General features: G+C 67.2%; 27 protein-coding genes. 19 read left to right on the forward strand and 8 right to left on the reverse strand.

Going from position 1 to position 21,540, the window contains the following annotated elements; all coding sequences use genetic code 11:
• Positions 1-50: 50 nt before the first annotated feature.
• Positions 51-1,280 (forward strand): 2-oxoglutarate dehydrogenase complex dihydrolipoyllysine-residue succinyltransferase, encoded by a 1,230-nt coding sequence (gene odhB / locus AC1RUS_RS15390; RefSeq protein WP_492917454.1) that lies wholly within the window; start codon positions 51-53, stop codon positions 1,278-1,280.
• A gap of 495 nt (positions 1,281-1,775) precedes the next feature.
• Here odhB and AC1RUS_RS15395 read toward each other — a convergent pair whose 3' ends face one another.
• The gene (locus AC1RUS_RS15395) at positions 1,776-2,456 is read right to left on the reverse strand and encodes an AcvB/VirJ family lysyl-phosphatidylglycerol hydrolase (protein ID WP_492917455.1); all 681 of its coding nucleotides are present in this window, start codon (positions 2,454-2,456) and stop codon (positions 1,776-1,778) included.
• Between the two features lie 51 nt (positions 2,457-2,507).
• Entirely contained in the window at positions 2,508-3,350 is an 843-nt protein-coding gene (locus tag AC1RUS_RS15400; protein ID WP_492917456.1) for an alpha/beta hydrolase, read from the reverse strand.
• 129 nt (positions 3,351-3,479) lie between these two features.
• On the opposite strand from AC1RUS_RS15400, the gene yaaA reads away from it, so the two are divergent.
• The 8 genes from yaaA (at position 3,480) to AC1RUS_RS15440 (ending at position 9,612) form a co-directional block, all read left to right on the forward strand.
• Positions 3,480-4,247, forward strand: a complete 768-nt coding sequence (gene yaaA / locus AC1RUS_RS15405) for a peroxide stress protein YaaA (protein ID WP_492917457.1) — start codon at positions 3,480-3,482, stop codon at positions 4,245-4,247.
• 100 nt (positions 4,248-4,347) lie between these two features.
• Entirely contained in the window at positions 4,348-5,145 is a 798-nt protein-coding gene (locus tag AC1RUS_RS15410) for a 3-hydroxybutyrate dehydrogenase (RefSeq protein ID WP_492917458.1), read from the forward strand.
• 14 nt (positions 5,146-5,159) lie between these two features.
• Positions 5,160-6,218: a patatin-like phospholipase family protein gene (locus AC1RUS_RS15415; RefSeq protein ID WP_492917459.1), complete on the forward strand. Its 1,059-nt coding sequence runs from the start codon at positions 5,160-5,162 to the stop codon at positions 6,216-6,218.
• A 27-nt stretch (positions 6,219-6,245) separates the two neighbouring features.
• On the forward strand, positions 6,246-6,677 hold the full coding sequence (locus AC1RUS_RS15420; RefSeq protein ID WP_492917460.1) for an NUDIX hydrolase: 432 nt from the start codon (positions 6,246-6,248) through the stop codon (positions 6,675-6,677).
• Positions 6,674-7,435: a site-2 protease family protein gene (locus tag AC1RUS_RS15425; RefSeq protein ID WP_492917461.1), complete on the forward strand. Its 762-nt coding sequence runs from the start codon at positions 6,674-6,676 to the stop codon at positions 7,433-7,435. Before AC1RUS_RS15420 ends, AC1RUS_RS15425 begins: the two co-directional genes overlap by 4 nt.
• A gap of 73 nt (positions 7,436-7,508) precedes the next feature.
• Positions 7,509-8,291, forward strand: a complete 783-nt coding sequence (locus AC1RUS_RS15430) for an SDR family NAD(P)-dependent oxidoreductase (RefSeq protein WP_492917462.1) — start codon at positions 7,509-7,511, stop codon at positions 8,289-8,291.
• A 149-nt stretch (positions 8,292-8,440) separates the two neighbouring features.
• Positions 8,441-8,572, forward strand: a complete 132-nt coding sequence (locus tag AC1RUS_RS15435; RefSeq protein ID WP_492917463.1) for a hypothetical protein — start codon at positions 8,441-8,443, stop codon at positions 8,570-8,572.
• A 71-nt stretch (positions 8,573-8,643) separates the two neighbouring features.
• Positions 8,644-9,612: an NAD(P)H-dependent flavin oxidoreductase gene (locus tag AC1RUS_RS15440; protein ID WP_492917464.1), complete on the forward strand. Its 969-nt coding sequence runs from the start codon at positions 8,644-8,646 to the stop codon at positions 9,610-9,612.
• 121 nt (positions 9,613-9,733) lie between these two features.
• Here AC1RUS_RS15440 and AC1RUS_RS15445 read toward each other — a convergent pair whose 3' ends face one another.
• The gene (locus AC1RUS_RS15445; protein ID WP_492917465.1) at positions 9,734-10,498 is read right to left on the reverse strand and encodes a Crp/Fnr family transcriptional regulator; all 765 of its coding nucleotides are present in this window, start codon (positions 10,496-10,498) and stop codon (positions 9,734-9,736) included.
• Between the two features lie 118 nt (positions 10,499-10,616).
• Here AC1RUS_RS15445 and AC1RUS_RS15450 point away from each other — a divergent pair, with 118 nt between their 5' ends.
• Positions 10,617-11,168 carry a hypothetical protein gene (locus AC1RUS_RS15450; protein WP_492917466.1) on the forward strand — a complete coding sequence of 184 codons (552 nt, stop codon included), beginning with the start codon at positions 10,617-10,619 and terminating at the stop codon, positions 11,166-11,168.
• 41 nt (positions 11,169-11,209) lie between these two features.
• Here AC1RUS_RS15450 and AC1RUS_RS15455 read toward each other — a convergent pair whose 3' ends face one another.
• Positions 11,210-11,419 (reverse strand): hypothetical protein, encoded by a 210-nt coding sequence (locus AC1RUS_RS15455; RefSeq protein WP_492917467.1) that lies wholly within the window; start codon positions 11,417-11,419, stop codon positions 11,210-11,212.
• A gap of 139 nt (positions 11,420-11,558) precedes the next feature.
• On the opposite strand from AC1RUS_RS15455, the gene AC1RUS_RS15460 reads away from it, so the two are divergent.
• The 5 genes from AC1RUS_RS15460 to AC1RUS_RS15480 all read left to right on the forward strand — a co-directional run bounded on the left by AC1RUS_RS15460 (position 11,559) and on the right by AC1RUS_RS15480 (position 15,251).
• Positions 11,559-11,972 (forward strand): TIGR02301 family protein, encoded by a 414-nt coding sequence (locus AC1RUS_RS15460; RefSeq protein ID WP_492917468.1) that lies wholly within the window; start codon positions 11,559-11,561, stop codon positions 11,970-11,972.
• A gap of 70 nt (positions 11,973-12,042) precedes the next feature.
• Entirely contained in the window at positions 12,043-13,011 is a 969-nt protein-coding gene (locus tag AC1RUS_RS15465) for an SPFH domain-containing protein (RefSeq protein ID WP_492917580.1), read from the forward strand.
• Between the two features lie 4 nt (positions 13,012-13,015).
• Entirely contained in the window at positions 13,016-13,471 is a 456-nt protein-coding gene (locus AC1RUS_RS15470; RefSeq protein ID WP_492917469.1) for an NfeD family protein, read from the forward strand.
• Positions 13,472-13,539: 68 nt separating this feature from the next.
• Positions 13,540-14,493 carry an ABC transporter ATP-binding protein gene (locus AC1RUS_RS15475; protein ID WP_492917470.1) on the forward strand — a complete coding sequence of 318 codons (954 nt, stop codon included), beginning with the start codon at positions 13,540-13,542 and terminating at the stop codon, positions 14,491-14,493.
• Positions 14,490-15,251, forward strand: a complete 762-nt coding sequence (locus tag AC1RUS_RS15480; RefSeq protein WP_492917471.1) for an ABC transporter permease — start codon at positions 14,490-14,492, stop codon at positions 15,249-15,251. The genes AC1RUS_RS15475 and AC1RUS_RS15480 overlap by 4 nt, the downstream gene beginning before the upstream one ends.
• On the opposite strand, the gene AC1RUS_RS15485 is transcribed toward AC1RUS_RS15480, so the two are convergent.
• From AC1RUS_RS15485 to thrB, 3 genes are all read right to left on the reverse strand, one after another.
• Complete coding sequence (locus AC1RUS_RS15485) at positions 15,248-15,724, reverse strand: recombinase family protein (protein ID WP_492917472.1); 477 nt, start codon at positions 15,722-15,724, stop codon at positions 15,248-15,250. The two genes, AC1RUS_RS15480 and AC1RUS_RS15485, sit on opposite strands and share 4 nt — an antisense overlap.
• Positions 15,725-15,807: 83 nt before the next feature.
• On the reverse strand, positions 15,808-16,248 hold the full coding sequence (gene rnhA, locus AC1RUS_RS15490; RefSeq protein WP_492917473.1) for a ribonuclease HI: 441 nt from the start codon (positions 16,246-16,248) through the stop codon (positions 15,808-15,810).
• Positions 16,245-17,207 carry a homoserine kinase gene (thrB, locus tag AC1RUS_RS15495; RefSeq protein WP_492917474.1) on the reverse strand — a complete coding sequence of 321 codons (963 nt, stop codon included), beginning with the start codon at positions 17,205-17,207 and terminating at the stop codon, positions 16,245-16,247. The genes rnhA and thrB overlap by 4 nt, the downstream gene beginning before the upstream one ends.
• 96 nt (positions 17,208-17,303) lie before the next feature.
• On the opposite strand from thrB, the gene AC1RUS_RS15500 reads away from it, so the two are divergent.
• Together AC1RUS_RS15500 and AC1RUS_RS15505 are read left to right on the forward strand one after the other, a co-directional pair.
• Complete coding sequence (locus AC1RUS_RS15500) at positions 17,304-17,528, forward strand: AbrB/MazE/SpoVT family DNA-binding domain-containing protein (RefSeq protein ID WP_492917475.1); 225 nt, start codon at positions 17,304-17,306, stop codon at positions 17,526-17,528.
• Between the two features lie 116 nt (positions 17,529-17,644).
• Entirely contained in the window at positions 17,645-17,914 is a 270-nt protein-coding gene (locus AC1RUS_RS15505; protein ID WP_492917476.1) for a type II toxin-antitoxin system death-on-curing family toxin, read from the forward strand.
• Here the strand turns inward: AC1RUS_RS15505 and ispH are convergent.
• The gene (gene ispH / locus AC1RUS_RS15510; protein ID WP_492917477.1) at positions 17,911-18,870 is read right to left on the reverse strand and encodes a 4-hydroxy-3-methylbut-2-enyl diphosphate reductase; all 960 of its coding nucleotides are present in this window, start codon (positions 18,868-18,870) and stop codon (positions 17,911-17,913) included. The genes AC1RUS_RS15505 and ispH overlap by 4 nt on opposite strands.
• Before the next feature lie 139 nt (positions 18,871-19,009).
• Between ispH and AC1RUS_RS15515 the strand changes: the two genes are divergently transcribed.
• Both AC1RUS_RS15515 and AC1RUS_RS15520 read left to right on the forward strand, forming a co-directional pair.
• Positions 19,010-19,726, forward strand: a complete 717-nt coding sequence (locus AC1RUS_RS15515) for a Tat pathway signal sequence domain protein (RefSeq protein WP_492917478.1) — start codon at positions 19,010-19,012, stop codon at positions 19,724-19,726.
• On the forward strand, positions 19,723-21,525 hold the full coding sequence (locus tag AC1RUS_RS15520) for an arginine--tRNA ligase (RefSeq protein ID WP_492917479.1): 1,803 nt from the start codon (positions 19,723-19,725) through the stop codon (positions 21,523-21,525). The genes AC1RUS_RS15515 and AC1RUS_RS15520 overlap by 4 nt, the downstream gene beginning before the upstream one ends.
• Positions 21,526-21,540: the final 15 nt, after the last annotated feature.

The raw sequence follows: 21,540 nt of genomic DNA on the forward strand, positions 1-21,540 counted from the left end.
GGGGCCGTCGCTACACCCGACCGGCAAAAACAAGAGACATCGGAACACCCATGGCCGACATCATGACCCCCGCCCTCGGCGAATCCGTCACCGAAGCGACGGTGGCGCGCTGGACCAAGAAGGCCGGCGAGGCGGTGAAGAAGGACGAGATTCTCGTCGAACTCGAAACCGACAAGGTCAGCCTGGAAGTGGCCTCGCCCGCTGACGGCGTGCTCAGCGCCATTGGCGCCGAGGAAGGCGCGACGGTTGTCCCGGGCACGGTCCTGGGCGTGGTGAGCGAAGGCGCGACCGCCTCGGCCGCCCCCGCCGCCGCTCCGGCTCCGAAGGCCGCCCCGGCTCCGGCTCCCGCGCCGACGCCGGCTCCCGCGCCCGCTCCGGTCGCCGCCGCGGCCCCGACCGCCGCGCCGGTCAGCCCGGCCCCGGCCCGCATCGCCGCCGAGAACAACCTGGACCTGTCGACCGTCGCCGGCACCGGCAAGGACGGCCGGGTGACCAAGGGCGACGCCCTGGCCGCCCTGGAAGCCCGCGCCAACGCCCCGGCTCCGGCCCCCTCGGCTCCGGCCGCGCCGCGTCCGATCCACGAGCGCGAAGAGCGCGTGAAGATGACGCGCCTGCGTCAGACGATCGCGCGTCGCCTGAAGGAAGCCCAGAACAACGCCGCCATGCTGACGACCTTCAACGAGGTCGACATGAGCGCGGTGATGGCTCTGCGCGGCCAGTACAAGGACGTCTTCGAAAAGCGCCATGGCGTGAAGCTGGGCTTTATGTCCTTCTTCACCAAGGCCGTCGTCGCCGCTCTGAAGGCCGTGCCGGACGTCAACGCCGAGATCGACGGCCAGGACATCGTCTACAAGAACCACTACGACATCGGCGTCGCCGTCGGCACCGACAAGGGCTTGGTGGTTCCGGTCGTCCGTGACGCTGACGCGCTGAACCTGGCCGAGATCGAGAAGGCCATCGGCGCCCTGGGCAAGAAGGCTCGCGACGGCCAGCTGGCCATCGAGGACATGCAAGGCGGCACCTTCACGATCACCAACGGCGGCATCTACGGCTCGCTGATGTCGACCCCGATCCTCAACGCGCCGCAGTCGGGCATCCTGGGCATGCACGCGATCAAGGAGCGCGCCATGGTCGTCAACGGCAAGATCGAGGTGCGTCCGATGATGTACCTGGCCCTGTCCTACGATCACCGCGTCGTCGACGGCCAAGGCGCCGTGACCTTCCTCGTGAAGGTCAAGGAAGCCCTGGAAGACCCGCAGCGCCTGCTGCTGGATCTCTAAGGCTCACAGCCGATCCGAACTGCGAAGGGGCCGCGAAAGCGGCCCCTTTTGCGTTGAGGGCTGCCTGCCAGCGGTTTTGATGTACCTTCAGTGCGAAGCTATGGCCGCTGTGGCGGGACTTCACAGGCCCGACAGAGGACATTGCGGCGGGCTGTTCGGGGTGGATGTTGGACGGCCGGCTCAGTAGCGCCCCCTCCGTCACGTCGCCTATCGGCGCCGCGCCACCTCCCCCGTTTCACAGGGGAGGAGGAAAGCGCTTCTTCTCCTCACCCGCAAAGCGGGGGAGGTGGTGCGATGCGAATACGCATCGTGACGGAGGGGGCGTCGGGCGGGGGACGTATGAAAACTTCCGCTCAGGGTCAGGAACGGAAATCATTGCCGCGCCTATAACCGGACTCTGGATGATCTGCCGGGAGGTTGACCCTTCGAACGGTGCAAGACTGCTCAACATCATTTGCGGCATCGATGGGGCGACCGTACACGCGCCGGGCCCGTCTAACCCGCCGCCGCTAACACTGCGCGGCCCAGGCCGGCATAGTCGTGGTTGAAGTGGTGGCCGCCGGGCAGGCGCACTTGGGCGACGTCGGGCAGGGTGGGGCAGACGTCATGTCGCTCCTGGTCGCCATAGACGCAGCTCAGTTTCAGCCCCTTCAGCGCCGCGATGGCCGGGACCGTGGGATAGGCGTCCGAGCCGAAGCGGTTGAACCAGCTGGCGGGGTGGAATTTCAGGTCGCCCATCGGTCCAGTTCCGATCAGCACCACGCTCTTCACATGGTCGCGCAGTTCGGCGGGCAGGCGGGGAATGATGGCGGGCAGGGCGTCGGCGCCGAACGAATAGCCGACCAGCACGATGTCGCGCCGCTTCCATAGGGCCTCGTAGCGCCGCAGCGAGCCGGCCAGATCGTCGGCGGCTTCCTGCGGTGAGCGCTTGGTCAGGAAGTAGCGCAGGGAATCGACACCCAAGGTCGGCACGCCGTTGTCGGCCAGCTGGCGCGCCACGCCTTGGTCGAGAGGCCCCCAGCCACCGTCGCCCGAATAGAGCACGGCCAGGGCGTCGCCGGCCTTGGCGCTGGGGATCTCGATCGGCGCCGACGCCGACGGGCGCGGCGCCGCGATCGTCAGGATCAGGGCGAGCAAGGCGGCGAAAGGGGCAAGCAGGCTGGCGCGAAGGATCATCGCCAAGCCTAGCCATGGGATCGTGGCGAACGGTGGGCGTCGCGAAGGCGGCTATGGGTCCTTCGGTCGAGGCCCAGGCCACACCGTCCGGAACGCCTTCAGGGCGGCGGGATGGTAGATGGTGCTGTGGTGCTCGGTCGGCATCGGGTCATAGGTCCAGGCCAGGCCCTCGGGCGGCGCGACCTTCAGCGCGGCGACCAGCTTGTCGACGCCTTCCTGCATGGTCGAGCCCTCGTCGCCGATGGTCAGGTACAGCTTGCGCTGGCCGTCCGGCCATTTGGCGAGATCGGCCGCCGCGCCTCTGGCCAGGCTCTGGTCGTCCCACCACAGGCTGGGGCTGGCGGCGATATAGGCGTCGAACAGGGCCGGCGCCTGCAGGAAGGTTTCGATCACGAACAGGCCTGCGAGGGACTCGCCGATCAGGGCGGTCTCGCCGCTGGTGCGATATCGGGCCGCGATCCAGGGCTTGAGGTCGTCGGCCAGGAACCGGCGATAGGCCGCCGAGCCGCCGCTGGTCGGCAGGTCTTTCTGCTCCTTGGCGACGGAGGTCGGGTGGGTCAGGTCGTGCTTGCGGTCCTTGCCCTCGATCCCCACCACGATCATTTCGCGCCAGGTCCAGGAGAGCTCGCCCAACTGAGCCAGGCCGACGATGTGGGGAAAGTCCTCCTGCTCGCCGCCGTCCAGCAGATACAGCACCGGATAGCGCCGCTCGGGATGGGCGGCGTAGCTGGCCGGCAGATGCACATTGATCGGCCGATCTTCCTTCAGCGCCGCCGAGGCGACGACATAGGACTGGCCGGTGACGATCGGGCGGCCCTCGGGCAGGGGCGCGGTCTGGGCCTGGGCCGAGGTCGCGGCCAGCAGGGCCAGGGCGAGAAGGACAGGTCTGAACACGCGCGGACTCCGGCAAGGCGGCGGACGCTAGCCGTCGTTCCGCGCGCGGGGAAGTCCGATCCCGTCAATTGCGGAGAACGGCTTCAAGGGCGCTAGCGGCCGTGGCCGGGAGCCTCTATCTGCACGGCCATGCTGATGGTCATCTCCCCCGCCAAGTCGCTGGACTTCACCGCGCCCGATCAGGTCCTGCCGCTCACGACGCCTGAGTTAAAGGGCAAGATCGCCGAGTTGGCCAAGGTCACCCGCAAGCTGACGGCCGCCGACCTGCGCCGTCTGATGCACATCTCCGAGAAGTTGGCCGACCTGAACCGCGAGCGTTTCCAAAGCTTTGATCCCGAGGTCGAGGAAGGTCTCCAGGCCGTGATCGCCTTCAACGGCGACGTCTATGCCGGCCTGGCGGCGCGCGAGCTGGACCGGGCGGCGCTGGACTGGGCCCAGGACCACCTGCGGATACTGTCGGGCCTTTATGGCGTGCTGCGGCCGCTGGACGCCCTGCAGCCCTATCGCCTGGAGATGGGCACGCGGCTGAAGACCAAGCGCGGGAACAATCTGTACGACTTCTGGGGCGAGACGATCTCCAAGACCCTCAACGACGCCGCCGAGGGTCATGCCGACAAGACCTTGGTGAACTTGGCCAGCCAGGAATATTTCGGCGCCGTCGACGCCAAGGCGCTGAAGCTGCCGGTCGTCACCTGCCACTTCAAGGAAGAGAAGGCCGGCCTGCTCAAGGTGCTGGGTTTCTTCGCCAAGAAGGCTCGGGGGCGCATGGCGCGCTACGTCATCGACAACCGCGTCGAGCACGCCAAGGACCTCAAGGCCTTCAATCTGGACGGCTATCGTTTCAAGGCGGAGCTTTCCACCGACACCGACTGGGTTTTCGCTCGTCCCCAGCCCTGAATTCATTTAGTGATGAATTTATAAAAGCTCGCCCTTCGCGGGAGCGAGCTATATGCTGCACCGCAGCAAGATTAGGGCCGTCAATCAGGAGCGCGTTCGCATGGCCGTGGATTTCGGTTTGCAGGGGCAGGTCGCCATCGTCACCGGCTCGACCAGCGGCATCGGCCACGCGCTCGCCGACGCTCTCGCCGAGCAGGGCGTCAACATCGTCCTCAACGGCCTAGGCGAGATGAACGCCATCGAGCGCACCCGCGCCGAGCTGGCCGAGAAGCATGGCGTGGAGGTGCTGTACAATGGCGCCGACATGACAAAGCCCGACCAGATCGCCGACATGGTCAAGGCCGCCAAGGCCGAGTTCGGCGAGCTGGACATCCTGATCAACAACGCCGGCGTCCAGCACGTGGCCCCGATCGAGGACTTCCCCACCGAGAAGTGGGACCAGATCATCGCCATCAACCTGACCTCGGCCTTCCACGCCACCAAGGCCGCCGTGCCGATCATGAAGGCGCAGGGCCGCGGCCGGATCGTCAACATCGCCTCGGCCCACGGGCTGGTCGCCTCGCCGTTCAAGGCCGCCTATGTCGCCGCCAAGCACGGCATCCTGGGCCTGACCAAGACGGTCGGCCTCGAGGTCGCCACCTTCGGCATCACCTGCAACGCCATCTGCCCGGGCTTCGTGAAGACCCCGCTGGTCGAGGCCCAGATCGTCGATCAGGCCAAGGCGCGCGGCATCAGCGAAGAAGCGGTGATGAAGGACGTCATCCTGGCCGCCCAGCCGACCAAGCAGTTCGTCACCTTCGACCAGTTGTCGGGCATGCTGCTGTACCTCGTCTCCGACGCCGGGGCCTCGGCCAACGGCTCGGCCTTCTCCATCGACGGCGGCTGGACCGCTCAGTAGCTCAGGAGCGCGTCATGCCGGTCGGTCCCTTCAAGAAGAAGCCGTCCGGTCCGCGTGGGCTCAGCCTGGCCCTGCAAGGCGGCGGCGCGCATGGCGCGTTCGAGTGGGGCATCCTCGACCGCCTGCTGGAAGACGAGACCCTCGAGATCAAGGCGGTGACCGCCGCCTCGGCCGGAGCGATGAACGCCGTCTGCCTGGCCCATGGCCTCGCGGTGGGCGGCCGCGAAGAAGCCCGCAAGACGCTGGACGCCTTCTGGCGGGGCACGAACCGGGCCGGCGGCCAGAACGTGTTCGGCGACAGCAGCATCTGGACCAAGGCCTTCGCCGGTCCCGACTGGCTGAAGAACACCCCCGGCTGGCGGATGGCCGAGACCTTCGCGCTGAGCCTGAGCCCCTACGAGTTCAATCCGTTCAACCTCAATCCGCTGCACGACATCCTCGAGGCGGCGGTGAACTTCAAGGCGATCCGCGAGCGCTCGCCGGTCAAGCTGTACATCGCCGCCACGGCGATCCGGCAGAGCAAGGCAAAGATCTTCCGAGAGACCGAGCTGACGGCCAAGCACATCATGGCGTCGGCCTGCCTGCCCCAGGTGTTCCAGGCCGTGGAGATCGACGGCGAGCCCTATTGGGACGGCGGCTTCCTGGCCAATCCGCCGCTGTGGCCGCTGTTCTACGACGACACGCCCGACGACATCCTGGTGGTCAGCCTCAATCCCTTCGTCCGCGAGGAGACGCCCAGGTCGCCGGGCGAGATCATGGATCGGCTGAACGAGATCACTTTCAACGCCTCGCTGGCCTCGGAGCTGCGGGCCATCGGCTTCGTGCAGAAGCTGCTGGACGAGGGGCTGCTGAAGGACAACGCCAAGGGCCGCTATCGCCGCATGCTGGTCCACGCCATCACCGCCGACGGGCCGCTGGCGGATCTCTCGCTGTCCAGCAAGTTCAACACCGAGTGGAGCTTCCTGTCGGACCTGAAGGAACGCGGCCGCAAGGCCGCCGACGCCTGGCTGGCCGACTGCGGCAATTCCATCGGCGTCAAATCCACGGTCGACCTCAAGGTCGGCTTTCCCTGACCGAAACGGGGGCCTATCTGAGCGCCCATGAGTTCGCCTCCTCAACACCCCGTGCCGACCGTCGGCGTCATCTGCCTGCGCGATGACCAGGTTCTGCTCATCAAGCGCGGCACGCCGCCCCGGCTGGGCCAGTGGAGTCTGCCCGGCGGCCGCATCGAGTGGGGCGAGGCCAACGCCGTCGCCGCCCTGCGCGAGCTGAAGGAAGAGACCGGCGTCGACGCCGTGCTGCTGGGCCTGGTCGACGTGATCGACGGGGTGTTTCCCGCCAGGCCAGGCGGGGAGATCACTCGCCACTACGTGCTGATCGACTACGCCGCCCGCTGGACCGGCGGCGAGCCCGTGGCCGGCGACGACGCGGCCGAGGCCCGCTTCGTCTCGCGCGAGGAGGCCATGGCCATGGTTGAGTGGGACGAGACGCGGCGGGTGATCCACGAGACCTACGAGCGGTTCAGCGCATGACCACCCTGGAAACCCCCGCGCCGCGCTGGCCGATCAGTCCCAACGCCCTGATCCTGCTGGGCGCCTGCGTGGCGCTGGGCGCGACCCTGACCATTCCGACGACGCTGACCGGCTTCCTGACCTTCGCCTTCGTCGCGGCCACCTGGATTCTCAGCGTCGGAATCCACGAGTTCGGCCACGCCTTCGTCGCCCACAAAGCCGGCGACACCACCATCGTCGAGAAGGGCTATCTGACCCTCGATCCGGTGAAATATTCGGACCTGACCACCACCATCGTCCTCCCGCTGATCGCTCTGGCCTTGGGCGGCATCGGCTTTCCGGGCGGGGCGGTCTATCTGCGCGAGGACCTGATGCGCACGCGCGGCTGGCGGTCGCTGGCCTCGTTGGCGGGACCGCTGGGGACGCTGGCGGTGCTGATCGCTCTGTCCTTGATCCTGCCGCTGACCGACCGCTGGCCGGCCTTGTTCAACGCCCTGGCGCTGCTGGCCCTGCTGCAAGCCAGCGCCCTGATCCTAAACCTGCTGCCCGTGCCCGGCCTGGACGGCTATGGCGTCATCCGGCCGTTCCTGCCCGACAGCCTTCGCGCCAAGCTGGTCAAGGTCGAGAAGGTCGGCTTCCTGATCCTGTTTGCCCTGATCTTCTGGGTTCCTGGCGTCAGTCGCCTCATCTTCGGCGGCGCCCTGTTGATCGCTGATCTGCTGGGCGTGCCGCGTGAGGCCATCCGTGACGGCTGGAACGCCTTCCACTTTTGGAGCTGACGCACCGGAGCCCTTGACCTTCCGGTGCTGACCGCCTCTCCTTCAAACAAGCGTTCAAAAAGGGAGAAGCGCCATGGCCTATGCGCCGTTCAATCTAGCCGGCAAGGTGGCCCTGGTCACCGGCGGCAATCGCGGCATCGGCCTGGGTATGGCCACGGCCCTGGCCCAGTCGGGCGCCGACATCGTCATCTGGGGCTCCAACGCCGAGCGCAACCAGGCCGCCGAGGGCGAGCTGCTGAAACACGGCGTGCGAGTGAAGGCCCAGACCGTCGACGTCTCCAGCGAGACCCAGGTGGCGCAGGCCATGGTCGAGGCGGTCGAGGCCATGGGCCGGGTCGACTCGGTGTTCGCCAACGCCGGCGTCGGCTTTGGCTCGCCGTCGTTCGTCGACATGCAGACCGACACCTATCGCAAGACCCTGGCGGTGAATCTGGACGGGGTGTTCTTCACCCTGCGCGAGGCGTGCCGGCACATGGTCGACCGCGCCAAGCGCGGCGATCCGGGCGGTTCGCTGGTGGGCGTGGCCTCGCTGGCCGCCATCGAGGGCGCGGCCCGCAACCAAGCCTATGCCGCCACCAAGGGCGCGGTGATCTCGATGATAAAGTCGGTCGCCGTCGAGCATGCCCGCTACGGCGTGCGGGCCAACGCCATCCTGCCCGGCTGGATCGCCACCGACATGACCGCCGGCGCCCAGGGCAACGCCGCCTTCGCCGAGAAGGTCATCCCCCGCGTGCCCGCCCGACGTTGGGGCGAGCCCGCCGACTTCGGCGGCATGGCGGTCTACTTGGCTTCGGATGCCTCGACCTATCACTCGGGCGACACCCTGGTGATCGACGGCGGCTATTCGATCTTCTGACCCCGGAGGTTTCCGGTTGATTTCTGGACTCTTGAGCCCAAGAAACCCCTATTAAAAACAGGGTCTTGCGGAACCTCAAGCTTGGTGAGAAGCTTTTCCTTGAGAGCAGCCTGGACGTCAGATCCGGGCGCTTTTCGAGGAAACGAACCATGACCCCGCAAGATGTCGTCAGCCTGACTCCGCCGCGCGGCTTGCTGGCCATGATCGCCATGATGCTGATGGGCATGGCCGCCTGCTTCTGGACCTCGGAAGTCGAGCACGAGTCGGTTCGTCGGGACTGACCTCGCGGCAGGCTTGCTAGCCCGCCGACCCCTCGCCCATCCTTCCGGAAAATAACGGGAGGAACGGGCTCATGGCGTTGCATACGCCCCTTTGCGATCTTCTGGACATCGAGCATCCGATCCTGCTGGCCGGCATGGGCGGGGTCTCCTACGCGCCGTTGGCGGCGGCCGTCTCCAATGCGGGCGGCTATGGCGTGCTGGGCATGGCCGGCACGTCTCCCGACTTCATCCGCCAGCAGATGCGGCAGGTCCGCGAGCTCACCGACAAGCCATTCGGCGTCGACCTGCTGGCCGCCACGCCGGACGCCCTGACCGACAGCGTCGAGGTGATCATCGCCGAGGGCGCTTCGGCCTTCATCGCCGGCCTTGGCGTGCCGCTGCCGATCATCGAACGCCTCAAGAGCGCCGGCCTGAAGGTCATGGTGGTCTGTGGGGCCGTGAAGCACGCGGTGAAGGCCGAGCAGGCCGGCTGCGACGCGGTGATCTGCCAGGGCGGGGAAGGCGGCGGTCATACCGGCCTGGTCGGCACCCTGCCGCTGGTGGCCCAGGCGGTGGAGGCCGTAAAGATCCCGGTCGTGGCGGCCGGTGGTCTGCACGACGGCCGAGGACTGGCCGCGGCCCTGGCCCTGGGCGCCCAAGGCGTCTGGATGGGCACGCGGTTCATCGCCTCGACCGAGGCCCACGCCGGCGACCTCTATCGCCAGGCCGTGGTCGAGGCGGCCGACGAGGATACGGTTCGCACCCGCTGCTATTCCGGCAAGCCGATGCGGGTGCGCAAGAACCCCTATGTCGACGACTGGGAAGCCCGCCCCGCCGACATCCAGCCCTTCCCGCAGCAGGCCATGGTCTCGATCCAAAACGGGGCCATGGGCGGCATCGGCGGTCAGATCGACGGCTTGGACGCCGCCAAGTCGTGCTTCGCCATGGGCCAGAGCGCCGGCGGAATCCGCGAGGTGCTGCCGGCCGGCGAGATCGTGGCGCGGATCATGAGCGAGGCCGAGGCGTCGATCGGACGGATCGCGAGGCTGAGGGCGCGCTAACCTAGGGTGTCATCCGGGGCGTAGCGAAGCGAAGACCCGGGACCGCAACAAGCTCGTGCGTTTCCGGCGGTCCCGGATCGGCGCGCTGCGCGCTTGTCCGGGATGACAGAAAAGCGAGCCGCTACTCCGTCGTCTCCACCTCGGGCAGGATCCGCAGGAAGTGGGCCTCGACGGCGTCGTGGCATTCGCAGGCTCGGCGCTCCAGGCCCTGGCGGTCCAGCACGTCGATGCGGCCGCGGCCCGAGCCGATCAGGCCTTGGTCCTGCAGCACCCCGACAACGGCGGTGACCGTAGTGCGCTGGACGCCCAGCATCTGGGCGAGGGCTTCCTGGGTCAGGCGGATCGAGGACTCGTTGGCGCGATCGTGGGCCGACAGCAACCAGCGGCAGCAACGTTGCTCGACATTGTGCAGGGCGTTGCAGGCGGCCGACTGCATCATCTGGGCGAGCAGGGCGTCGGCGTAGCGCGAGAACAGGTCCGCTATGGCCGGCGACTGGTTCTTGGCCTCTTCCAGCCGCGCGGTGGGGATGCACAGGGCGTTGCCGGGCGCGCGGACGACGGCGCGGCCATAGGCGGGCTTGAAGCCGGCGCTGACGACGCCGCCGATCGCGCCTTCGCGGCCGACATTGGCGACTTCGATCTCCTGGCCGTCGCTGGTGACCACCAGCAACGAGACCATGGTCCCGCGACAGGGCAGGTAGGTTTGGACCACGTCCTGACCGACATCGAACAGCACCTGGTCGCGCGACAGCTCCAGAAGGCGCAGGTGCGGGGTCAGGCGCGCCATCTCGCGCGGATCAAGCGCCGCCACCAGCCGGTTGGCGCAATCCGACATATCCTGGTCGCGCACTTGCGGCGGCGCCATGTCTTCTGCGGTGTAGGCCATGAACGATCCTCCTCGACCGTAAAGCTTGCCCAGCGATAGCGCGCGAAGCGGTGCTTTAGTTTCCAATCGACGCGGCGCCGCTTCCAAGGCAGGCTTCGGGAGCGACGGGGGAGCGGTCATGCGCGACGGGCGGATCTTGAAAGCGCGGCTCAGCGAGTACGGCGCGCTGTGGCTGGCGTCGTTCCTGCTGGTGTTGACGGGGGCCGCGATCGCCAGCCTGGCGGTCGGGCTGGATCTGATCACGGTGGCCGACATCGTCCTGCCGATCAGCTTCATCGTCCTGGGCGGCGCCGTGGTCGTCGGCCTGGCGCTGACGGTCATCTCCGAGGCCAGCCTGGCCGCCAAGGTGCTGATCACGGCCCTGGCCCTGCTGCTGATCCTGCCCTTGCTTTGGTCGCCGGTGCTGGCGGTGCTGATCGTCGCCACGATCGGCGGGGTGGCGATCGAATATTCCAACGCCTATGCGCAGTTCCGCATCATCGTCAGCCAGTTGATCTATCCGGTGGTGTCGATGCTGGTGGAAGGACCGCTGGTCGCCGCCGTGTGGGGGGCTTTCCAGGTCGTGGCGTCGATCGTCGGCTTCGTGGCCTCGGCCCTGCAGGTCTGGCGCGTGATCAAGCCGTTCCTCGGTCGGGCGGTCTCCGAGACTTTCAGCGATGACGAGGACTGATCCAACATCCCCGGCTTTCGCCGGGGAGATCGGAAATCGGTTCAGCTCAGCAATGTCGGGCCGGGGAGGCTGAAATCCTCCTCCTGAACATGCAGGAGGACGGGCACGCCGACGCCGGTGGACTGTTCGGCCAGTCTCGAAGCCGCTTCGCTGGCCTGACGCCGCGAGGTGTAGGTTCCAAACCGCAGGTTATCGCCCACGATGGCCCAGTGGTCTCCGACGCGCACGACGCCGTAATGCACTTCAGTCATGAGGGACCTCCTTGCAGTAAGAGGAGGGTCGCGCCGATCCGTGGCGATCACAAGGCCTAATTAGCCATAAGATGGTCACGTATTCGCGCGATGGGCGCGTCGGCGTGACAATCGTCGTCCGGCCGGGAATACTATTGTCATGCTTCGTTTGTCCGTCGTCACCGTTCTGATCGCCGCTCTGGCGGGTCCTGTCCTGGCCCAGGAGCGCGAGCCGGCGGAGCGCCAGCGCCTGCTGGACCTGGCCTATACGCTGGGCGAGAGCCACGCCCTGCGCCAGGTCTGCGAAGGCGCTTCGGATCAATACTGGCGCTCGCGCATGGTGCGCCTGACCGAGGTGGAGCAGGCCGAGCAGGGCTTCGACGCCCAGCTGCGCGAACGCTTCAATGTCGGCTTCGCGGCGCGCCAAGGCGAGTTCCCGCTGTGCGACGCCTCCAGCCGCAAGGCCGAGCAGCAATCGGCCCGCAAGGGCCAGGCCCTGGCGCTGAAGCTGTCGCAGTCGATGCGCGTCGTGCATCACGGCGAGACCGATCCGGAAAGCGTGTCGCCGAATTAATGGCTAAGGTCGCCGGGCCGCGCTAACCTACGCCTATCGGTTGCGTAGGAGCGTCGTTTTGACCACCCTTCTGGTTCCCCTGGTCCTTCTGGTCCTGGCGTTCTTCCTCGTCATCTCCGTCATCAAGATCGTGCCGCAGGGCCGCGAATTCACCGTCGAGCGGTTCGGCCGCTACACCCGCACCCTGAAGCCCGGCATCAGCATCCTGACGCCGTTCATGGAGACGATCGGCCGGCGGGTGAACATGATGGAGCAGGTGCTCGACGTTCCCCAGCAGGAGGTCATCACCAAGGACAACGTGTCGGTGAAGGTCGACGCCATCGTCTTCATCCAGGTGATGGACGCCTCGCAGGCCGCCTATCGGGTCGACAACCTGATGTACGCCATCACCCAGCTGGCCCAGACCAACCTGCGCACCGTGGTCGGCTCGATGGAGCTGGACGAGGTGCTGAGCCAGCGCGACCAGATCAACACCCGCCTGCTGTCGACCATCGACCACGCGACGGGCCCGTGGGGCGTCAAGATCGCCCGCATCGAGATCAAGGACCTGACGCCGCCGGCCGACATCACCAACGCCATGGCGCGGCAGATGAAGGCCGAGCGCGAGCGCCGGGCCGTGATCACCGAGGCCGAGGGCGAGAAGCAGGCCGCCATCGCCCGCGCCGAGGGCCAGAAGCAGTCGGCCATCCTGCAGGCCGAGGGCCGCCGGGAAGCCGCCTTCCGCGACTCCGAGGCCCGCGAGCGGGAAGCTGAGGCCGAGGCCAAGGCGACGGCGTTCGTGTCGGAAGCCATCTCCAAGGGCGACGTCAACGCCATCAACTATTTCATCGCCCAGAAGTACGTCGAAGCCTTCGGCGACCTGGCCCGCTCGCCCAACGCCAAGACCGTCATCGTGCCCGCGGACTTTGCCGGCCTGACCGGCACGGTCGCGGGCGTGGCCGAGCTGATCAAGACCCTGGGCGGCTCCAACGCGGTCGCGCCGCCCCCGGCTCCGCGGCCCACCACCAATGCGCCGACCGGCGGCGCCAAGCGGGTCTGATCCGATGAGCGCCCTGGCGAGTTTCTACGCGATGCATCCGTTCTGGGTCTGGCTGGCCGTGGCGGCGCTGTTCCTGGCCGTCGAGGTCGCCACCGGCACCGGCTGGCTGCTGTGGCCGGCGGCCTCGGCCGCCCTGGTCGGCATCCTGGCCTTGGGCGTTCATCTGGGCCTGCCCGTCGAGATCGCCCTGTTCGCGATCCTGACCATCGCCACGACCTATCTGGCGCGGCGGTTCCTGCGGCCGGCGCTGGAGGGCAAGGCGCCCGATCTGAACGATCCCCTGATGCGGCTGATCGGCCGTGACGGCCAGGTGCTGTCGACCTTCGACAGCGGTCTGGGTCGGGTGTTCGTCGACGGCAAGGAGTGGCAGGCCCGGCTTGACGGCCCCGCGCCGCTCTCGGGCCAGCGCATCCAGGTGGTTGGCGTCGACGGCGCCACCCTGACGGTCCGCGCCTACTAACTCTCCGCCTGGCGGAGAATGCGCTGGCGTTTTGGCGAGCGCATCCCCATCTGGCCGTTACGCCGCGCTTGCATCGCTGCGGACGACCAGGGGGACCCGTGACGGGCATCATTTCGGTATCGGGTCTGACCAAGACCTATGCTTCGGGCCATCAGGCCCTGAAGTCGGTGGATCTCGACATCCGCCCGGGCGAGATCTTCGCCCTGCTGGGCCCCAACGGAGCGGGCAAGACCACGCTGATCAGCATCATCTGCGGCATCGTCAATCCCAGCACCGGAACGATCCTGGCCGACGGCCACGACGTCGTTCGCGACTACCGCGCGGCCCGGACGAAGATCGGGCTGGTGCCGCAGGAGCTGAACACCGACGCCTTCGAGACCGTCTGGGCCACCGTGCGCTTCTCGCGCGGCCTGTTCGGCAAGGCGCCCAACGACGCCTATATCGAGAAGATCCTTCGCGACCTGTCCCTGTGGGACAAGAAGGACAGCAAGATCATGGCGCTGTCGGGCGGCATGAAGCGTCGGGTGATGATCGCCAAGGCCTTGAGCCACGAGCCGACCATCCTGTTCCTGGACGAGCCCACCGCCGGCGTCGACGTCGAGCTGCGCCGCGACATGTGGCTGATGGTCCGGGCCCTGCGCGAGAGCGGCGTCACCATCATCCTGACCACCCACTATATCGAGGAGGCCGAGGAGATGGCCGACCGGATCGGGGTGATCAGCAAGGGCCAGATCATCCTGGTCGAGGACAAGGACGTGCTCATGCGCAAGCTGGGCAAGAAGCAGCTGACCCTGCAGCTGCAGAGCCCGCTGACCGCCGTGCCCGCCAAGCTGTCGGACTACGCGCTGGAGCTGGTCAAGGACGGGACCGAGCTGGTCTACACCTTCGACGCCCAGGCCGAGGAGACCGGCATCGCCGGTCTGCTGCGCCGCCTCGGTGAAGAAGGCGTCGACTTCAAGGACCTGCACACGACCCAGAGCTCTCTGGAAGAAATCTTCGTCAGCCTGGTGCACGCCCGATGAACGTCCATGCGATCAAAGCCATCTACCGCTTCGAGCTGGCGCGCTGGTTCCGCACCCTGGCCCAGAGCATCCTGGCGCCAGTGATCTCGACCTCGCTCTATTTCGTGGTGTTCGGCTCGGCCATCGGCTCGCGCATGCAGGCCATCGAGGGGGTCAGCTATGGGGCCTTCATCATCCCGGGCCTGGTGATGCTGTCCCTGCTCAGCGAGAGCATCTCAAACGCCGCCTTCGGCATCTACATGCCCAAGTGGGCCGGCACGATCTATGAGCTGCTGTCGGCGCCCGTGTCGTGGCTGGAGACGGTCATCGGCTATGTCGGCGCGGCGGCGACCAAGTCGGTGCTGCTGGGCCTGCTGATCCTGGCCACGGCGCGGATCTTCGTGCCGTTCGAGATCGCCCACCCGTTCGTGATGGCGCTGTTCCTGGTGCTGACGGCGGTGACCTTCAGCCTGTTCGGCTTCGTGATCGGGGTCTGGGCCGACAACTTCCAGAAGCTGCAGATCGTGCCGGCGCTGATCATCACGCCCCTGACCTTCCTGGGCGGCAGCTTCTACTCGATCAACATGCTGCCGCCGGTCTGGCAGAAGATCACCCTGTTCAACCCGGTGGTCTATCTGGTCAGCGGCTTCCGCTGGAGCTTCTACGGCGTCTCCGACGTCGGCGTCGGCGTCAGCCTGGCCATGACCTGCGTGTTCCTGGTCCTGTGCCTGACGGCCGTGTGGTGGATCTTCAAGACGGGTTATCGCCTGAAGACCTAGAGGTCGGAGCCCTCGGCCTCGGCGTCCTCGGCGTCCGGCTCCTCGACCCGAGCCTTGGCGCGGGGACGCGGAAAGCCCTTGGCGACCATCGCGGCCTCGGCGGACCGGATCATGGCGCGCTCGCCGTTGAAGGTCGCCAGGGCCGTCCAGGCGTCGAAAAGGCCGGGCTCGACGCGGGTGTCGATCGCCGGCTGGACGACGACCAGGTTCAGGCCTCGCGCCTTCAGCTTCAGGATCACGTCCAGCAGGTCGACCATCGCGCCGGCCAGGGCGTGGAAGCTGGGCACGGCCAGGGTCCCGCCATCGTCCAGCGCGGCGAGGGCCCGGTCCAGCCCCGGGCGCACCACGCCGCCGGCCAGGCAGCGGTCGCTGAACACCTCCTGGCATCCCAGAAGCAGCAGCCGCTCTTCCTGGGCCGGGCTGAAGAAGATCCCCCGCACGGGCGGCACGCGGTAATAGCCGACGAAATTCATCCCGGCACTTTGCAAACCGGCCGGCCGTTGGCGAGGAGTTTCCGGCGCGGGCGACAGGTCGCCCACAACTTCCGACGAGACGGCTAGCTCCGCGCTTCGCGAAGGCCCTGGTTGGCCAGTTCGTCGGCCCGTTCGTTCAGCGGATGGCCGGCGTGACCCTTGACCCAGCGCCAGTCGACCTCGTGGCGATTACGGGCGGCGTCGAGGCGCTTCCACAGGTCGTCGTTCTTGACCGGGCTCTTGTCGGCGGTGCGCCAGCCCCGGGCCTTCCAGCCATGGATCCACTGGGTGACGCCCTTCATCACGTACTGGCTGTCGGTGTGCAGCTCGACCTTGCAGGGTTTGGTCAGGGTCTCCAGCGCCATGATCGCGCCCATCAACTCCATGCGGTTGTTGGTGGTCGGGGATTCGCCGCCGCAGATTTCCTTCTTCTTGTCGCCGTACATCAGCAGGGCGCCCCAGCCGCCCGGGCCGGGGTTCCCCTTGCAGGCGCCGTCGGTATAGACGACCACCTTGGGCGTCATGCGCCGGCTCCGAACAGGGTCAGGCCCTCGCGGTGGACGGCCAGCTTGCGCTCGTATTCCAGCGGGTCCTTCGGCCTCACCAGCGCGCCGGCGGGCGTCGCGCCCCAGTCGGCCAGGCGGGTCAGGAAGAAGCGCATGGCCGCGCCCCGCGCCAGGATCGGCAGGGCCTGCTTCTCGGTCGGGCTCAGGGGCCGGCGGCGCTGGTAGCCGGTCAGCAGGGCCGCGGCGGCGGTGGCGTTGAAGCTGCCGTCGGCCTCAAAGCACCAGGCGTTCAGGGTCACGGCGATGTCGTAGGCGTAGCTGTCGTCGCAGGCGAAGTAGAAGTCGATCGCGGCGGCGAACTTTCCGTCCGGTTTGAAGAAGACGTTGTCGGGGAAATAGTCGGCGTGGATCACGCCCGACGGCAGGTCGCGCGGCCAGGCCAAGGCCAGCTCCGCCAGGTCCTTGTCGATGGTCGCCGACAGGCCGGGCTTGAGGCCGTCCGCGGCCTTGCGATGCTTGGAAAACAGCGGCGCCCAGTGCGGCTGGCCCAGGTCGTTGGCGCGGCGGCCGGCATAGCCTTCGCCCGCCAGGTGCAGGTGGGCCAGGCCCTCGCCGGCCTCGCGGCAGTGGGCGATGGTGGGCTTGCGCACCGAAAGGCCGGGCAGGAACTCTACCAGGGCGGCGGGCTTGCCGCGAATGGTCTTCAGCGTGCGCCCTTGGCGATCGGCGATCGGCGTGGCGCTAGGAAAGCCCTTGTCGGCCAGCCAGCGCATCAGGTTCAGGAAGTAGGGCAGGTCCTCGGGACGCGCGCGCTTTTCGTAGACCGTCAGAATGTAGCGGCCGACCTCGGTCTCCAGCAGGAAGTTGGAGTTCTCCACGCCCTCGGCGATGCCCTTGAACGCAACGGCTTGCCCCAGGTCGAAGTCGGCCAGGAAGGCGGCGAGTTCTTCGTCGGTGATGTCGGTATAGACGGCCATGACCGGGGGATGCGGGAGCGGGCGCTGGCGGTCAAGGGGGCGAGGGTGTCGCGCCACTTCCGATCATGTTATGTTCGCGTTCCAAGGAGCAGACGCATGATTGCCTTGAAGGCCGAGCAACGTGATGGCGACATGGTGTTGGTGCCTAGCGACGAGATGCTAGCGCGTCTTGAGCCGAAGCCAGGCGAGGTGTTCGTTCTTTCGCAAGATGCGGAAGGCAAGCCGACCCTCTCAAGGCAACCTTCCCAAGACGAACGGTTCGAACGGGGCAAGGCCTTTCTCGAGCGCTATCGAACCACCTTCGACGCCCTCGCCAAATAACCGATGAGCGAGCCGTTATGGATGGACGAGGAGCTGTTGATCCGGCTCCATGAAGAGGTGCTGCGCGTCACGGGCGGTGCGAGCGGCATCCGCGCGCCAATCTGTTGAACTCAGCGTTGGCGCGACCAATCAATCGTTACGGCTATGACGGCGTAACGGATCTGATCGAGTTGGCCACGACCTATGCCGTGGCGATCGCGTCGAATCATCCGTTCATCGACGGCAATAAGCGTGCGGCGTTCATGGCGCTCGGCCTTTTTCTCGACGACAACGGACTGACGCTAATCGCCGAGCCGAACGACGCGACCGATGCGATGATGGGCGTTGCTCGGGGTGAGATTGATATTCCTGAGCTCACCGACTGGCTCCGCACCCGCGTCGTCTAAGCCGTCAGCAGTCTCGGCAGTTTGAAGGTCACCGTCTCGCGGGCCTCGATCAGGTCTTCGATGGTGACGTCGAAATGCGCGGAGATGGCGTCGATGACGCCCTGCACCAGGTCTTCCGGCGCCGAGGCGCCGGCCGTCAGGCCCACGCGGGAGACGCCGTCGAACCACGACCAGTCGAGACCCGAGGCGTCGTCGATCAGCCGGGCGTCCTTGGCTCCCGCCTTCAGGCCCACCTCGGCCAGGCGCACCGAATTGGATGAGTTGCGCGACCCGACCACAAGCACCAGCTCCGTGCCCTGCGCCAGGTGCTTGACCGCGTCCTGGCGGTTGGTGGTGGCGTAGCAGATGTCTTCCTTGTGCGGCGCGGCGATGCCGGGAAAGCGGGCCTTCAAGAGGTCGACCATATCGGCGGTGTCGTCGACCGACAGGGTGGTCTGGGTCAGGAACGCCACATTGGCCGGGTCCTTGGGGATCCAGGCGCGGGCGTCCTCGATGTCCTCGATCAGGGTCACGGTGCCTTCGGGCAGCTGACCCATGGTGCCGACGACTTCCGGATGGCCGGCATGGCCGATCAGCACGATCTCGCGGCCGGAGTTGAAGTGCTTCTGGGCCTCGACGTGGACCTTGGAGACCAGCGGGCAGGTGGCGTCCAGATAGATCATCTCGCGGGCCTTGGCCTCTGCCGGCACCGACTTGGGCACGCCGTGGGCCGAGAACACGATCGGGCGATCGTCGGGGGCCTCGGACAGCTCCTCGATGAACACCGCGCCCAGCGCCTTCAGGCGGTCGACGACATGGCGGTTATGGACGATCTCGTGACGCACATAGACCGGCGCGCCGAATTTCTCGATGGCGCGCTCGACGATCTGGATGGCGCGATCGACCCCCGCGCAGAAGCCCCTAGGGCTGGCGAGCACGATGGTGAGCGGCGGACGAACCGGGGAATGCACGTTCATGGCCGGAACCTAAGCGTTCACGCGCGGATGTGCTAGCATGACCACTGCATTGCGACGTCACGCATATGCCTTTATCAGGCTGCATGACGCCGTCTGGGGCATGCGCCCCTTCAGGCTCTCAATTCTGACCGGACGTTTCATGCGCCGTAATTTCACGCTCGCGCTCAGCGCTTTCCTGGCCCTTTCGGTCGTCGCGACGGCCAGCGTCGGCCACGCCCAGGCGGGCGGCGGCCGCGGCGGCCAAGGCCCGGGCGGCGGTGGCGACGACGATCAGGCCGGCAAGAAGAAGAAGCGCGACGAGGAGTGGAACCAGCCCAAGGCTCCGCTGATGCAACTGCGCAACGCCGGCCCGTGCCCGTATGTGAAGGTGCTGTACGACGCCAGCCGCTATGTCGAGTTCAAGGACGGCAAGGAAAGCCCTTCCGCGACCGGCTATACCGGCGAGATCCAGGGGGTGTCCTCCGGCTGCGCCTATAAGAGCGACGATCCGATCAGCATCCGCGTCGAGATGCTGTTCCAGCTGGGCCGTGGCCCGCAGGCCGCCGACAATCACCACACCTATCGTTACTGGGTCGCCGTCACCGAGCGGAACCAGGCCGTGATCGCCAAGGAATATTTCGACCTGCCGATCACCTTCTCGTCCGGGCAGGACCGCGTATTCGCCACCGAGACGCTGAACACCATCACCATCCCGCGCGCCGACGCCAAGGTCAGCGGCGGCAATTTCGAAGTCCTGGTCGGCTTCGACGTGACCCCGGAAATGGCCGCCTTCAACCGCGACGGCAAGCGCTTCCGGGTCAACGCCGGCCAGACGACCGCCCAGGCGGGTCAAGCAGGGACGACCACCAAGCAATGAGCGATTTGAAGCGGTCCTTGAGCGAAGCGGCCGCGGCCGCTTTCGAGGCCGCCGGACTATCTCCCGAGTTCGGGCGTGTCACGGCGTCCGACCGGCCCGACCTTGCCGATTTCCAATGCAACGGCGCCCTCGCGGCCGCCAAGAGCGCCAAGCGCAATCCGCGCGAGATCGCGGTGCAGGTCGTCGATCACCTGAAGGGCGATCCGCGTCTGGCCTCGGTGGAGATCGCCGGCGTCGGCTTCATCAACATGCGCGTCAGCGCCGAGGCCCTGTCGGCGCGCGCCAAGGAGATCGCCGCCGATCCCCGCGCCGGCGCCGAACTGGTGGCCGAGCCGCGCCGCGTGCTGATCGACTATGCCGGCCCCAACGTCGCCAAGCCGATGCACGTGGGCCACCTGCGCGCCTCGATCATCGGCGAGTCGGTCAAGCGCCTGTACCGCTTCCGCGGCGACGACGTGGTGGGTGACGCCCACTTCGGCGACTGGGGCTTCCAGATGGGCCTGCTGATCACCGCGGTGATGGACGAGGACCCCTTCATCCGCGCCCTGATGGAAAAGCTGCCGGAAGCGCCGCGCGGCTTCACCAAGGCCGACGAGGACAAGGTGCTGGCCGAGCTGGCCCCGCGCATCAGCCTGGCGGATCTCGATCGTCTCTATCCGATGGCCTCGACGCGCCAGAAGGAAGACCTCGACTACAAGGAGCGCGCCCGCCGCGCGACCGCCGAGCTGCAGAACGGCCGCTTCGGCTACCGCCTGCTGTGGCGCCACTTCGTCAATGTCAGCCGCGTGGCCCTGGAGCGTGAGTTCCACGCCCTCGGCGTCGACTTCGACCTGTGGAAGGGCGAGAGCGATGTTCAGGAGCTGATCGGGCCGATGGTTCGCCAGCTCGAGGACAAGGGCCTGCTGGTCGAGGACCAGGGCGCGCGGATCGTTCGCGTGGCCCAAGAGGGCGATAAGCAGGACGTGCCGCCGCTGCTGGTGGTCTCATCCGAAGGCTCGGCCATGTACGGCACGACCGACCTGGCCACGATCCTGGATCGCCGCAGCTCGTTCGACCCACACCTGATCCTGTACTGCGTGGACCAACGCCAGGCCCTGCACTTCGAGACGGTGTTCCGCGCCGCCTATCTGGCCGGCTACGCCGAGCCGGGCGCGCTGGAGCACATCGGCTTTGGCACCATGAACGGCAGCGACGGCAAGCCGTTCAAGACCCGCGCCGGCGGCGTCCTGAAGCTTCACGACCTGATCGAGATGGCCCGCGAAAAGGCCCGCGAGCGCCTGCGCGAAGCCGGCCTGGGCGCCGAGCTGTCGGAAGAGGCCTTCGAGGACACCGCGCACAAGGTCGGCGTCGCGGCCCTGAAGTTCGCCGATCTGCAGAACTTCCGCGGCACCTCCTACGTCTTTGACCTCGACCGCTTCACCAGCTTCGAGGGCAAGACCGGCCCATACCTGCTGTACCAGTCGGTGCGCATCAAGAGCGTGCTGCGCCGCGCGGCGGAAGCCGGCGCGCAGGGCGGACGCATCGTCATCGGCGAACCGGCCGAGCGCGACCTGGCCATGTTGCTGGACGCCTTCGAGGGTGCCCTGTCGGAGGCCTATGACAAGAAGGCCCCCAACTTCGTGGCCGAGCACGCCTACAAGCTGGCCCAAACCTTCTCGAAGTTCTACGCGGCCTGCCCGATCATGAGCGCCGACGACGAAGCCACCCGCGCCTCGCGCCTGACCCTGGCGCAGACCACCTTGCGCCAGCTGGAGCAGGCCCTGGAGCTGCTGGGCATCGAAGCGCCGGAGCGGATGTAGGATCGACCTTGGCGA

It is taken from the genome of Caulobacter sp. GW821-FHT10F06 (assembly GCF_058809215.1).